The sequence below is a fragment of the Bacillus cereus group sp. BfR-BA-01523 genome (assembly GCF_022662615.1).
Classification (GTDB): Bacteria; Bacillota; Bacilli; order Bacillales; family Bacillaceae_G; genus Bacillus_A; species Bacillus_A mycoides.
The window spans coordinates 25,787-39,535 of the sequence record NZ_JAKUDX010000001.1; the positions used below are offsets into that span (position 1 = coordinate 25,787).

The following is a 13,749-nucleotide window of genomic DNA, read 5'->3' on the forward strand; positions in this document are numbered from 1 at the left end:
TTTTTGTGCATTGGTACAGAATCTGTTTTAAAATTAAGTTATGACAGAATTATAGCAATTGTCTAACTAATATTCGTGTCTTTTAAGAAGTAATGTTTGTAGTAGAAACTCGCACGCTGTCGAAACTCAATATTCGATAAGGGGTGTGTAGCGGAATGGAATTTACTCTAACTCGCGAAAAACAAATGATTAAAGAAATGGTACGTGACTTTGCTGAAAAGGAAATCGCACCGAAAGCTGTATATTATGACAAAACTGCGGAATTTCCATATGAAACATTTCAAAAAATGGGCGAACTAGGATTATTAGGTATCCCATTCCCGGAAGAGTATGGAGGTTCAGGTGGCGATACGTTATCGTACGCGTTAGCTGTTGAAGAAATTGGTCGTGCTTGTGGTGGAACAGGTTTAAGCTATGCTGCAACAATTTCATTAGGCGCTTCTCCAATCTATTATTTCGGTACAGAAGAACAAAAACAGAAATTTTTAGTTCCAATGGCGTCAGGTAAAACGTTAGGTGCTTTCGGATTAACGGAGCCAAATGCTGGATCTGATGCAGGGGGCACACAAACGAAAGCAATTTTAGATGGCGATGAATATGTTATTAGTGGTGAAAAGTGCTGGATTACAAACGCAGAGTATGCAAATACAATTATTGTAACCGCTATCAACGGTTTTGAAGACAATGGTAAAAAACGTATTTCTGCATTTATCGTACCGACTACTAGTGAAGGATTAACGATTTCAAGCCCTTACGATAAGATGGGTGTTCGTGCTTCTAATACTTGTGAAATCGTACTTGATGGTGTACGTGTACCGAAAGAAAATATTCTTGGTGATGTAAATAAAGGATTTAAACAATTCTTATATACACTTGATGGAGGACGTATTTCAATTGCAGCATTAGCAGTAGGTATTGCACAATCTGCATTTGAGCGTGCATTGCAATATGCGAAAGAACGTCAACAATTTGGAAAACCGATTTCTAATTTCCAAGCGATTCAATTTAAATTGGCTGATATGGCGACTGAAGTAGAATTAGCGCGTAATTTAGTACATAAAGCAGCTTGGTTAAAAGATAACGATAAACCTTTCGGTAAAGAAGCGGCTATGGCAAAGTTGTTTGCATCTGAAGCTGCAAGTCGTATAGCAAATCATGCAGTACAAATTCATGGTGGATATGGCTATATGCGTGAATATGAAGTTGAACGATATATTCGTGATGCAAAACTTTTAGAAATTGGTGAAGGAACTTCTGAAATTCAACGTCTCGTAATTGCAAGACATTTAGGATGTAGATAAAAAGGAGGAGTCACTATGTTTCAAAAAATATTAATTGCTAATCGCGGGGAAATCGCAGTTCGCATTATGAAAACTTGTCAAAAACTTGGCATTCGTACCGTTGCTATTTATTCTGAGGCTGATGAAAATGCCCTTCATGTAAAATTGGCAAATGAAGCTTACTTAGTAGGCGGTCCACGTGTCCAAGAAAGCTATTTAAACCTTGAAAAAATTATTGAAATAGCTAAGAAGACAAATGTTGAAGCAATCCATCCGGGGTACGGATTATTATCAGAGAATCCATCTTTTCCGATTCGCTGTAAAGAAGAAGGAATCGTATTTATCGGTCCTTCAGAAGAAATCATTACTAAGATGGGAAGTAAAATTGAGTCACGTATAGCGATGCAAGCAGCAGATGTGCCAGTAGTTCCAGGTATTACTACAAATATTGAAACCGCTGAAGAAGCAATTGAAATTGCGAAACAAATTGGTTATCCATTAATGCTTAAGGCATCCGCGGGCGGCGGAGGCATTGGAATGCAGTTGATGGAAACTGAGCAAACGCTCACCAAAGCATTTGAAAGTAATAAAACAAGAGCGCAAAATTTCTTTGGTAACGGAGAAATGTATTTAGAGCGCTATATAGCAGATGCACATCATATTGAAATTCAGCTTTTAGCAGATACACATGGTAATACAGTGTATTTATGGGAACGCGAATGTTCAGTGCAGCGCCGAAATCAAAAAGTAATTGAAGAAGCACCTTCACCATTTTTAGATGAGGGTACACGAAAGGCTATGGGAGAAGTCGCTGTACAAGCTGCTAAAGCACTTGGTTATACAAATGCAGGTACAGTTGAGTTTCTTGTAGATGATCAAAAGAACTTTTATTTCTTAGAAATGAATACGAGATTACAAGTAGAACATCCAGTTACAGAAGAAATTACTGGGTTAGACTTAGTTGAACAACAATTACTTATCGCATATGGTGAGAAGCTATCATTTACACAGGATGATGTAAAACGTAGTGGTCATGCCATTGAGGCTCGTATTTATGCAGAAGATCCGAAAACATTCTTCCCATCACCTGGGAAAATTACAGATTTAACGTTACCGACAAATATACGTATTGATCACTTTTTGGAGAATCAAGTAACGATTACACCTTTCTATGATCCAATGATTGCGAAAGTAATCGCACATGGTGAAACTCGTGAAGAAGCGATTTCAAAATTAAAAATTGCTCTAGAAGAGTTAAAAATTGAAGGTATTAAAACAAATACACCGATGCTACTGCAAGTGCTCGGAGACGATGTGTTCAAAAGTGGTATTTATACAACGGGTTTCGTAACGAAACAACTTGTTAAAAAATAAGATTTATGAATATTAAGGGGGAAAAAATGATGACGAAAGTATATGCATCGATGGCAGGAAATGTTTGGAAAATTGTTGTAGGAGTAGGAGATACAGTAGAGGAAGAGCAGGATGTCGTCATTTTGGAATCTATGAAAATGGAAATTCCAATCGTTTCAGAAGAAGCCGGAACTGTTATGAAAATTAACGTACAAGAAGGCGATTTTGTAAATGAAGGAGATGTATTACTAGAAATTGAATAGGGAGATATAGGGGGAAGCGAATTGAAACTACCTAATTTTGCTGTCATTAAAGAAGTCGGGCCACGTGATGGCTTACAGAATGAAAAAAAGATTGTTGGCACAAAAGATAAAGTAAAATGGATTCAACTACTTACAGAAGCGGGATTGTCGTACGTTGAAGTTTCCTCATTCGTTCACCCTAAATGGGTTCCTGCATTAGCAGATGCAAGTGATGTATTTTCTGAGCTGAAAAGGGATCCAAATGTTACATATGCAGCGCTTGTTCCAAATCAAAATGGTTTGGAACGAGCTTTTTTGCAAAATGTAGATGAGGTGAATGTTTTTTTATCAGCAAGTGAATCTCATAATAAAAGTAATATTAATAAATCTATTAAAGAAGCATTAGCTGTAATTGAAGATATAACAAAACAGGCAACGTTCGAAGGTAAAAAGGTAAGAGGCTATGTTTCTACTGTATTTGGATGTCCTTATGAAGGGGATATAAGTGCCACAGCAGTTGACGAAATATGTAATCAACTATTTTCATACGGCATTTATGAAGTTTCTCTCGGTGACACGATTGGTGTAGCGAATCCATTACAAGTAGAACAAGTATTGGAACATCTATTAAAGAAGTATGATGCTTCGCAGTTTGCAATGCATTTTCATAATACGTATGGAATGGCTCTGGCGAATGTAGTTAAATCTTTAGAATATGGTATTACAACGTTTGATAGTTCTTGTGGTGGACTCGGAGGATGTCCTTATGCACCAGGAGCATCGGGTAATGTTGCTACTGATGACTTAGTGCATATGCTCCATAAGCTGGGAGTCCAAACTAATATTGATGAAGAAAAGTTATTGAGAGCTAGTCAGTTTATTCAAAGTAAGTTAAATATCCAATTACCGAGTCATGTGTATAGAGCGCTTCAACATAAAACGATAAGTAGGTGAGAAGATGCTACAATTACAAAACATTTCAGTTGACTATGTTACACCGCACGTTGTAAAGATTTCGTTAAATCGTGAAAGACAAGCAAACTCATTATCTTTGGCATTATTAGAAGAATTACAAACTATATTAACTCAAATAAACGAAGAATCAAATACGCGCGTTGTTATTTTAACAGGGGATGGCGAAAAAGCATTTTGCGCTGGTGCTGATCTAAAAGAGCGTGCCAACATGAGTGAAGAACAAGTTCGCCATGCTGTGGGTATGATTCGTTCTACTATGGAGATGGTGGAACAATTACCACAACCAGTTATTGCTGCTATTAATGGAATCGCACTTGGTGGAGGTACTGAATTAAGCTTAGCTTGTGATTTTAGAATTGCTTCTGACACTGCAAGTCTAGGTCTCACTGAAACTTCTCTTGCAATTATACCTGGAGCAGGTGGTACGCAGCGTTTACCGAGATTAATTGGAGTCGGTAGAGCAAAAGAATTAATTTATACAGGAAGACGTATTTCGGCGCAAGAAGCGAAAGAATATGGTTTAGTAGAATTCGTAGTACCAGCTGATTTACTAGAAGAGAAAGCAATTGAAATTGCAGATCGAATTGCTAAAAATGGTCCAATTGCTGTTCGATTAGCAAAAGAAGCAATTTCAAATGGAATTCAAGTAGATTTACATACCGGCTTACAAATGGAAAAACAGGCGTATGAGGGCGTAATCCATACGAAAGATAGATTAGAAGGATTACAGGCATTCAAGGAAAAACGCAAACCAATGTATAAGGGGGAGTAAATATGTTAGATCAAAAACAACAATCTAATTCATTTGAAGAACGAGTTGAAACAATTAAGCAAGGCGGGGCACCGAAATATCATGAACAAAACAAAGCAAAAGGGAAACTTTTTGTTCGAGATCGTTTAGCTCTTTTATTCGATAATGGTGAATATGTGGAAGATGCATTATTTGCAAATTGTGAACAAACCGGATTACCAGCTGATGGTGTTGTAACTGCGACTGGTAAAATACATGGTCGTACTGCGTGCGTAATGGCAAATGATTCGACTGTAAAAGCTGGATCATGGGGAGCACGTACAGTTGAAAAAATTCTACGAATTCAAGAAACAGCAGAAAAATTACGTGTACCGTTATTTTATTTAGTTGATTCTGCTGGAGCGCGTATTACAGATCAAGTTGAAATGTTCCCTGGACGCCGCGGTGCAGGAAGAATCTTTTATAACCAAGTGAAATTATCTGGTAAAGTGCCACAAATTTGTTTATTATTTGGACCTTCAGCGGCTGGTGGTGCGTATATTCCAGCATTTTGTGACGTTGTTATGATGGTTGAAGGAAATGCTTCTATGTATTTAGGGTCTCCGCGTATGGCTGAAATGGTTATCGGTGAGAAGGTAACTTTAGAAGAAATGGGCGGAGCACGTATGCATTGCTCAGTATCAGGATGCGGAGATGTTTTATGTAAAACAGAAGAAGATGCAATTACGCAAGCAAGACAATATATTTCTTATTTTCCAAGTAACTATTTAGAAAAGACTCCTTTGATTACACCTCAAGAACCGAAACAGTTCGATAAAACGTTAGAAGAAATCATTCCAGAAAATCAAAATGCTCCTTTCAATATGAAAGATCTCATTAACAGAATTATTGATGAAGGATCTTTCTTTGAAGTGAAAAAATTATTTGCTCAAGAACTAATTACAGGTTTAGCACGCATTGATGGTAAGCCAATTGGCATTATTGCAAATCAGCCGCGTATGAAGGGCGGCGTATTATTCCACGATTCAGCTGATAAAGCAGCGAAGTTTATAAATTTATGCGATGCATACCATATCCCATTATTATTCCTTGCAGATGTACCTGGATTTATGATTGGTACAAAAGTAGAACGTGCCGGAATTATTCGTCACGGTGCAAAAATGATCTCTGCAATGAGTGAAGCAACTGTACCGAAAATTTCTATCGTCGTTCGAAAAGCATATGGAGCTGGCTTATATGCAATGGCAGGTCCAGCGTTTGAACCAGATTGCTGCTTAGCATTACCAACAGCTTCTATTGCAGTAATGGGTCCAGAAGCAGCGGTTAATGCTGTATATGCAAATAAGATTGCAGCTTTACCAGAAGAAGAGCGTGCAAGCTTTATTGCTGAAAAACGAGAAGAGTATAAGAAAGATATTGATATTTACCGTTTAGCATCTGAGATGGTGATTGATGGTATTGTTCATCCAAACAATTTACGTGAAGAGTTAAAAGGACGATTCGAAATGTATATGAGTAAATATCAAGTATTCACGGATCGTAAACATCCTGTATATCCAGTTTAAAAGCCCTATTTAGGGCTTTCTTGCTCAAAAAATCAAGGAGGGGAAAACATGAAACAAGCAGTTTGGTTTCCAACAGAAGAATATAAAGAAAAAACGCGTTTATTTGGTTGGATGAAATCATTAGGCTATGAAGATTACGAAGCTTTTTATAATAAGTCAATTGAAGAAACAGCTTGGTTTTGGGGAGAAGCTGAGAGAGCAGTTGGCTATCAGTGGATGAAACCATATACAGAAGTGTTAGATTTAGAAAATGGTACACCGTTTGCACAGTGGTATACTGAGGGAACTTGTAACGTTGTAGAATCTGCTTTATCTCGCTGGCTTGCAGACGATAAAACGAAAACACAAGCAGCACTTATGTATGAAGGGGAAAACGGAACTTCGAAATCATTTACATATGAAGAGCTTGACAGCTGGGTAAGCCGTGTTGCCAACGGTTTGAAACATGCTGGTATTGAAAAAGGTGATCGTGTAACAATTTACATGCCAATGATTCCTGAAACAGTTGTTGCTATGTTAGCGGTAATGAAAATTGGAGCGATTATTTCACCAATATTCTCAGGTTTTGCTGCTGATGCAGTAATGACACGTGTACAAGCGGCTGGTTCAAAAATGGTTATTACCGCAGATGGCTTTTCACGCCGTGGGAAAATTGTTTCATTAAAAGATGAAGTAAATAAAGCTTGTGAACATTGTCCAACTGTTGAAAAGGTGGTAATTGTTCGTCATGCAGGAAATGATTTTACACCGCATAATTATGATTTTTCATGGAGTACGTTAGAAAAAGAAAAACCATTTATACATGCTGAAGAAATGAACAGTGATGATCCATTAATGCTTATATATACATCTGGAACGACTGGTAAGCCGAAGGGGACAGTACACACACATGCTGGTTTCCCGCTAAAATCTGCATTTGATGCAGGGGTTGGAATGAATATAAAACAAGGCGACCGAGTATTATGGGTAACTGATATGGGCTGGATGATGGGACCATTTTTACTATTCGGCTCTTTAATTAATGGCGCAACAATGGTTATGTACGAAGGTGTTCCAGACTTCCCAGAAGCAGATCGCTTATGGGAGACAGTTGATAAATATGAAATTACTCATCTCGGTATTTCACCAACGTTAATCCGTGCATTAATGGCAAAAGGTGATGAATATGTAAATAAACACTCGTTAAAGAGTTTAGAAGTATTCGCATCAACAGGAGAACCTTGGAATCCAGACCCATGGATGTGGTTATTTAATACAGTTGGTAAAGGTAAAGTACCAATTTGTAACTATTCAGGTGGAACTGAAATTTCAGGTGGGATTTTCGGGAATGTCCTAATTAAGCCGATCGCACCGATTAGTTTTAACGCATCTTTACCAGGAATGGCAGCGGTTGTACTTGATGATCAAGGTAAACCAATTCGAGATGAAGTCGGAGAATTATGTTTAGAAAAACCTTGGGTAGGTATGACGAAAAGTTTCTGGGAAGATGATGAACGCTATGTAAACACATATTGGTCACGCTTTGAAAATAAATGGGTTCATGGGGACTGGGTCATTTATGACGGTGAGCAATACATCATCACAGGACGTTCAGACGATACGCTAAATATTGCAGGGAAACGTATTGGGCCTGCTGAATATGAATCTATTCTTGTGAAACATAATGATGTAATAGAAGCAGCGGCAGTTGGTGTACCGGATGATGTAAAAGGAGAAGTTTGTCATTGTTTTGTTGTATTACGAGATGGTGTAACATTCTCAGGAGAATTAAAGAAAGAATTAATGAGTTTAGTAAACTCTCATATTGGTAAAGCTTTATGTCCAAAAGACATCCACGTTGTAGAAGATTTACCAAAAACACGAAATTCTAAAGTAATGCGACGTGTTATTAAAGCAGCTTACTTAGGAAAAGAGTTAGGAGATTTATCGTCACTTGTAAATCCTGAAGTAGTTCCGTTTATTCAGGGGTTACAGTCTAGCAAACTATAAAATTACGAATGAGCTCTATGTAAATAGAGCTCATTTTTAATGTTTACAAAAAGATAAGAGAGAAAAAGTAAATTTGAAGTTAAAAAATCTACTATTAGTGTTAAGTATATCTGTTTGTTTTTAGTTTTTATCAAAATAGGATACTATAGCTGTCTATTCAATGGAGTGATTGAATTTTGTTAAGAATGAAAATTTAGTGAAGAAAAAAGTAATGAATAAAAGGAGAAATCCCTGGGGGACAGGGATTCAATAAGGGAGATATTATTGTCGTTCAATGTCGAAATTTGGCGTATCCGACAAATTAATATTATCACGAATTTTCAGGAGATTGTGATAGTGGATGTGTCAAAAATGTGTACGGGTTTCATATAAAAGTGTTATTTAAATAGGAAAAGGGAAAAGAATTAAGTTCACTCGTTCTTAAGATTTTTTCCCTTTTAAATTTACTGTTTGTTCGTTGTTCTATATACATCTGAAATTGGTAAATCTTCGCCATGTAAAGCTTGAGTACTGTCCTTTTTGTTTGAATTATGTGCCTCCTGAGAGGTTTCTTGCAGTTGTTCTTGGGCCTTACTAGGGGTATTCAGCGCATCTAATGACACAGAATCAAGTTGTTGACTTAATAAATCTTTTTTATCCATGTTATGTAGCTCCTTTTTGAACTTAGATATAAAAACAAAGTATTTTTAAATAGTTACGTGGGTATTATGTATCTTTGAATGGAATTATATACACAAACTATATTGAGAATTTAACTAATTATAAAAATTACTTGTGCTGACAAGCTTAAGAAATATAAAGATCATTAGTTCTTAATAAAAGCGTTATTTTAGTAGGGTGTTACGAAATTTCATTTGAAAGGAACATCCCAATGATAAAAAAGAGCACTGTAAATCAGTGCTCATCTTATTAGATATTGCTTAGTCCTTAAAAATAAAACCGTTACGGACAATTCACAATGGTAATAGTGACGCTAGCCATTGTTCCAGGAGAATCAAGAAGTGAAGCAGTAACGGTTACTGTTCCAGGCCCATTAGCGGCTAGAAATACAGCGGTAAAGTTACCAGAAGCATTGGTAATGACCGCAAGAGGAACCATGAAAGCAAGAGAAGGGTTACTAAATGAAAAACTGACCACTACTCCTGGAGTAGGACTACCGTTTACTAATACTTGACCCGAAAAAAATAAAGTATTATTTCCTTGAGTGGATACACATGCTGTGGTTTCGTTAGAAGTCAAAGTAATAGATGCAGGCCCAGCAGGAAGATTAAATCCGGTTGGTCCGGTTGGTCCGGTTGGTCCGGTTGGTCCGGTTGATCCGGTAGAACCAGTTGGTCCGGTTGGTCCGGTTGGTCCGGTTGGTCCGGTTGGTCCGGTAGAACCAGTTGGTCCGGTTGGTCCGGTTGGTCCGGTTGATCCAGTAGAACCAGTAGGACCGGTAGGGAATTGAAAGGGTGGAACAGGTGGAAGTGTAGGTCCAATAGAACCCGGATTAAGTGCAGCAAAAGATAAAAACTCGTCCATTATATATCACCTCTAAAAATCGTATTACTAATAGTAAATGTAATGATAGAGCAAAGTGAAATGGACAAGCGGTTGTATTTTAATAAATTAAACAAAATAGTTATTTGATAGAAAGAGAGATTAGTATGATTACTTTAGAAATTAAATATAAAAAGGCGATTATCTTCATATCGTCTTTTGGATAATACAGTGTAATTTTATTCAGTTATTTGAAATATAGTTTCATTCGGTTTGGAAAATCCATACAGCTTCCTTGCGAATTTTAAAACTTCTTCTTCACTACCTGTTAAAACTTTAACATCATTTTTAAGGGTATGACCATCCTTCTTTAAAGAAGATAATTTTTGTTGCTCCGTATTAACCGTGATTTGTTTCTCTTTAATCATTTCTTGCTGGTTATTAAGAGAATATTGAAGGACAAAAATTATAGGTAATATAAAAGCTAAAGTAGTTATAATACGGCGTCTTGTTTTTTTATTATTACCTTGTTTGGTGTTAGCGTTCACTTGCTGTGAGGGTATCTTAGGATTTGATTGTTGTGATGATATTTTTGGGATGTTTCCCATTAAAATGCCTCCATTACTGATTGTAGAATTTAAACCGTTTAAAAGTATTATAAATGTTCAATGGGAATTTTAGAAGATAGTTTAATATAGGTGAGTTTTGTAAAGTTTAAACAAAATCCTTATTTAAATAAAAGGAACCCCGATTGTCTGCGGGGCTCCTAAGGGTAATCGTCAAGTAATGACGTACTCGACTAGTTAACGATATCATGAATTTTTTGGTAAATATACTGGTAAATGCGTCCAAATTAATGAGAGCATTATTTGAAACAAAAACGCTATTTTAATAGGGAGGGGAATAATGATGATTCCATGGGACAAGCGAGTATACATTGTATCAAGGTGATCATTTTATTACAGAGGGGACAATTTTAGAGGTTAGTGAAAAGGCGAATAAATCATTATATTGGCTTTGGTGCATGTTAGCTCCAAGCTATGAAAAAGTGTGCGGTAATAGTACAAAGCGACTTCGGTTGATTCGGATAGATGATGAAGAATGATATAAAAATTTCATTTTGTAGAGAAATGAGGTGATTAAGGATAGGCATAGAATATGCCATGTTTGTATTAAAAAAGAGCAGAATTTATCCTATATATAAAGATTTTGGAATTGTTCTAAAGGGGGGAATATCTGAAATATAAATAATTGAGGGGAGTGAACTAATAATGGAAACTAGTACTTTTTTAGGATTGTTTTGGGGATGGATAACGGTTATCGTATCGGGAATACTTTTCGTACGTCCATCGGTACTACGTGAATTGAAAAAATTAGTGGTTGAAGACAGAGGATTTGGTATTATGTATGGTTTTCTATCAATTTTCCTAGGGTTAGGTAGTGTAATCCTACATAATGTATGGGTATTCAATTGGCAGGGGTTCCTAACGGTTATTGCATGGCTTGCATTATTAAAGGGAATCTACATAATTGCATATCCTGAACCCTCCAAGAAAACAGACTTTGAATTAAGGGTACTATCTACACGTATAGTGCTCGCTATCATTGGCGCCTTGGCTTTATGGATGCTTATAGTAATCTATATAAAATAATCCTTTTCTAATAAGAACTATATTAAAATAAATCTCTACGTGTTCATTGACAAAAAGCTGACTATACTTAGTCAGCTTTTTGTATATTACATTCTAGTGTTTATCGGTCACAAAAGACATGTTCTCTCTTTTAAGTCGATATTGAAAATGTTACCAATTTTTTCTTTTACAATGACAACAAATAAAGAAACATTTACAACGACACTTATTTCGTTTAGAACTCCAATCATCATCACAATGATTCTTTTCTTTAGATTTCCACCAATCATCACAACAATGCTTTTTCTTAGAACTCCAGCAATCATTTTTCCAGGACATTCTTTTATACCTCCCTTCAATAGGATTCATACTATTCTATGTTTTAGTAAAAGAATGGCTTGTTTATTAACCTATTATTTTACCTTTATATGATAGAGTGCTTTCTACTAGATATAGAATTCATACAAACTATGCTAATTTTCAAGAGATAGTTGAGAGAACTACTGGTTATGATATTAATCAACAAACACCTGTTGAAGGAAACGTTAAGATTTTAAATAATATCTTATTTTGGAGTACGCTTTTCTGAATGTATATTTCACAACAGCAAAGGTACTATATTAATGCAAACAAAGCCTATGTATATGGTATATGTGAAGTAATAGGAAAAGCTGGGGACTCTTAAAGGAGCTGACTTATAAGAGGTTGTCTAAACTTTAAATTCAGCAGAATTGAATCTAATTCCCCTCATTAAACAAGCTTCTAATTGTTAGAGGCCTGTTTTTATAGTTAATAAAGAAAAGAATGTCTAATACAATTGTTTGTTTTTTCCTTTCTATGTGTTTGTCTCTTACACTTTTAAGCCTGTGGACATACTTTACTAATAGAAAGGATTAGGGGGTGAGGTTTTGGGTTCTCGATTTAATAATTGTAAAAAGAAGTGTACATGTAAACAGGATGATTGTTGGGATGCTTTCGAAGAATGTAAAAAAGAACAAGAAGAACAAAATAAAAAATGCGATTGTTGCTGTGTACAAGGAATTAGAGATGAGCTTAAAAAATTAGTAAACAGAGCGGTGCGAATTACTACAGTAGGAAATAATTATGCAGGAACTGTTTCTTCAGTAACTTGCGATGTTGTAAAGCTTGCTAATAGTGCTGGGGTAGTTACGGTAATTATTTCTGTTTGTAAAATTGAAGCGATTGAACTTTTGTTGACATAGGAAAACAGCATAATTATGCCGTTTTTTGTAAAGCCATTCTTATGAATGGCTTTATTTTAATTTCGTGTAAAAGGAGAATATATTCTTTATATAGAAATAGGTTTGAGGCTATAAAGAGTGATGTACGAAAGGAGAATGAGAGTGATTAAATTAGTACCCTTTAAAAGATCTGATTTCAAACAATTAATAAATTGGATTAATTCCGAAGAATTTTTAATACAATGGTCGGGAAATGCATTTACATATCCTTTAAATGAACAGCAATTAGAGAAATATACAGAAAGTGCAAACACACTGGCATTCAAAATAATAGATGAAGAGACTAAAGCAGTTATTGGTCATATTTCTCTTGGACAAATAGATAATATAAATAAGTCTGCGAGAATTGGAAAAGTGCTAGTTGGTAATACGAAAATGAGAGGGCGTTCTATAGGGAAACATATGATGAAAGCCGTACTTCGTATTGCTTTTTAAGAATTAAAACTACATAGAGTAACTCTTGGTGTTTATGACTTTAATAAGTCAGCTATTTCTTGTTACGAAAGAATAGGTTTTGTAAAAGAAGGTTTATTAAGAGAGTCAAAAAAAGTAGGAGAAACGTATTGGAATTTATGGGAAATGAGTATGTTAGAATATGAATGGAACAATAAAAAATAGTGTTTTATAATTATATTATGTTAACAAAAGGGGTTTGGTGGGAAGCGTGAATAAAAAAACAAAAATAATTTCAATTGCAGCTGTTTCAGGGGGCGGTAAAACTACCATTACAGAAAGTTTAGCTCATGAGTTGAAAAAATCAAAGGCTCTATATTTTGATAGATATAAATTTGATAACTGTCCGGTTGATATTTGCAAATGGATTGATGATGGAGCTAATTACGATGAATGGGTACTAACACCATTAATTGCAGATATTCAGCATCTACTACAAAATAGTAATTTAGACTATATTATAGTAGATTATCCCTTTGCTTACTTAAATAGTGAAATGCGGGAATTAATAGATATAACTATATTTATTGACACCCCTTTAGATATTGCGATGGCTAGGAGGATTTTGCGTGACTTTACAGAAGATAAAATTAGTGAAATACATAATGATCTAAAACACTATATAACACATGCGAGAAAAGCTTATTTAGAGGCGATTAATACAGTAAAGCCGAATTCAGATATCGTTTTGGATGGATCTTTATGTGTAAATGAAATAGTTGTGCAAATAGTAGAGGAATTCAGTAGAAGAAATGTGATTTTGTAA

Annotated in this window: 16 protein-coding genes and 2 pseudogenes; 14 read left to right on the forward strand and 4 right to left on the reverse strand. The window is 35.6% G+C overall.

Annotated elements, in window-relative coordinates:
- The first annotated feature begins 155 nt into the window (after positions 1-155).
- From MR066_RS00110 to MR066_RS00140, 7 genes are read left to right on the forward strand one after another with little or no spacing between them, the layout of a single operon-like run.
- A complete protein-coding gene (locus tag MR066_RS00110; protein WP_002032227.1) occupies positions 156-1,301 on the forward strand; it encodes an acyl-CoA dehydrogenase in 1,146 nt (381 codons plus the stop codon).
- 15 nt (positions 1,302-1,316) lie between these two features.
- On the forward strand, positions 1,317-2,654 hold the full coding sequence (locus MR066_RS00115; protein ID WP_016127007.1) for an acetyl-CoA carboxylase biotin carboxylase subunit: 1,338 nt from the start codon (positions 1,317-1,319) through the stop codon (positions 2,652-2,654).
- 26 nt (positions 2,655-2,680) lie between these two features.
- The gene (locus MR066_RS00120; RefSeq protein WP_001985297.1) at positions 2,681-2,896 is read left to right on the forward strand and encodes an acetyl-CoA carboxylase biotin carboxyl carrier protein subunit; all 216 of its coding nucleotides are present in this window, start codon (positions 2,681-2,683) and stop codon (positions 2,894-2,896) included.
- A 21-nt stretch (positions 2,897-2,917) separates the two neighbouring features.
- A complete protein-coding gene (gene mvaB, locus MR066_RS00125; RefSeq protein WP_002017011.1) occupies positions 2,918-3,829 on the forward strand; it encodes a hydroxymethylglutaryl-CoA lyase in 912 nt (303 codons plus the stop codon).
- 4 nt (positions 3,830-3,833) lie between these two features.
- Entirely contained in the window at positions 3,834-4,622 is a 789-nt protein-coding gene (locus tag MR066_RS00130) for an enoyl-CoA hydratase (protein WP_002017012.1), read from the forward strand.
- Between the two features lie 2 nt (positions 4,623-4,624).
- Positions 4,625-6,166 (forward strand): acyl-CoA carboxylase subunit beta, encoded by a 1,542-nt coding sequence (locus MR066_RS00135; RefSeq protein ID WP_002017014.1) that lies wholly within the window; start codon positions 4,625-4,627, stop codon positions 6,164-6,166.
- A gap of 48 nt (positions 6,167-6,214) precedes the next feature.
- A complete protein-coding gene (locus MR066_RS00140) occupies positions 6,215-8,155 on the forward strand; it encodes an AMP-binding protein (RefSeq protein WP_242245541.1) in 1,941 nt (646 codons plus the stop codon).
- 443 nt (positions 8,156-8,598) lie between these two features.
- Here the strand turns inward: MR066_RS00140 and MR066_RS00145 are convergent, their stop codons facing one another.
- The gene (locus tag MR066_RS00145) at positions 8,599-8,796 is read right to left on the reverse strand and encodes a hypothetical protein (protein WP_002189672.1); all 198 of its coding nucleotides are present in this window, start codon (positions 8,794-8,796) and stop codon (positions 8,599-8,601) included.
- Between the two features lie 317 nt (positions 8,797-9,113).
- Here MR066_RS00145 and MR066_RS00150 point away from each other — a divergent pair, with 317 nt between their 5' ends.
- Positions 9,114-9,329 carry a hypothetical protein gene (locus MR066_RS00150; RefSeq protein ID WP_002085442.1) on the forward strand — a complete coding sequence of 72 codons (216 nt, stop codon included), beginning with the start codon at positions 9,114-9,116 and terminating at the stop codon, positions 9,327-9,329.
- A 45-nt stretch (positions 9,330-9,374) separates the two neighbouring features.
- Positions 9,375-9,605, forward strand: coding sequence for a hypothetical protein (locus tag MR066_RS00155; protein ID WP_242245542.1), 231 nt, complete (start codon positions 9,375-9,377; stop codon positions 9,603-9,605).
- 17 nt (positions 9,606-9,622) lie between these two features.
- On the opposite strand, the pseudogene MR066_RS27360 reads toward MR066_RS00155, so the two are convergent.
- Positions 9,623-9,679 (reverse strand): annotated as a pseudogene (locus tag MR066_RS27360) (exosporium leader peptide-containing protein); the annotation flags it as partial.
- 197 nt (positions 9,680-9,876) lie between these two features.
- A complete protein-coding gene (locus MR066_RS00160; RefSeq protein ID WP_002189674.1) occupies positions 9,877-10,245 on the reverse strand; it encodes an FtsB family cell division protein in 369 nt (122 codons plus the stop codon).
- Between the two features lie 329 nt (positions 10,246-10,574).
- Between MR066_RS00160 and MR066_RS00165 the strand changes: the two genes are divergently transcribed.
- Both MR066_RS00165 and MR066_RS00170 read left to right on the forward strand, forming a co-directional pair.
- Entirely contained in the window at positions 10,575-10,742 is a 168-nt protein-coding gene (locus tag MR066_RS00165) for a hypothetical protein (protein ID WP_242245543.1), read from the forward strand.
- A 166-nt stretch (positions 10,743-10,908) separates the two neighbouring features.
- Positions 10,909-11,289, forward strand: a complete 381-nt coding sequence (locus MR066_RS00170; protein WP_016120241.1) for a hypothetical protein — start codon at positions 10,909-10,911, stop codon at positions 11,287-11,289.
- A 107-nt stretch (positions 11,290-11,396) separates the two neighbouring features.
- On the opposite strand, the gene MR066_RS00175 is transcribed toward MR066_RS00170, so the two are convergent.
- Complete coding sequence (locus MR066_RS00175) at positions 11,397-11,627, reverse strand: hypothetical protein (RefSeq protein ID WP_242246105.1); 231 nt, start codon at positions 11,625-11,627, stop codon at positions 11,397-11,399.
- Between the two features lie 549 nt (positions 11,628-12,176).
- On the opposite strand from MR066_RS00175, the gene exsK reads away from it, so the two are divergent.
- The 3 genes and pseudogenes from exsK (at position 12,177) to MR066_RS00190 (ending at position 13,749) form a co-directional block, all read left to right on the forward strand.
- Entirely contained in the window at positions 12,177-12,491 is a 315-nt protein-coding gene (gene exsK, locus MR066_RS00180; protein ID WP_000535565.1) for an exosporium protein ExsK, read from the forward strand.
- A 141-nt stretch (positions 12,492-12,632) separates the two neighbouring features.
- Positions 12,633-13,148: pseudogene (locus tag MR066_RS00185) on the forward strand (GNAT family N-acetyltransferase).
- A gap of 46 nt (positions 13,149-13,194) precedes the next feature.
- Entirely contained in the window at positions 13,195-13,749 is a 555-nt protein-coding gene (locus tag MR066_RS00190; protein ID WP_002192892.1) for a nucleoside/nucleotide kinase family protein, read from the forward strand.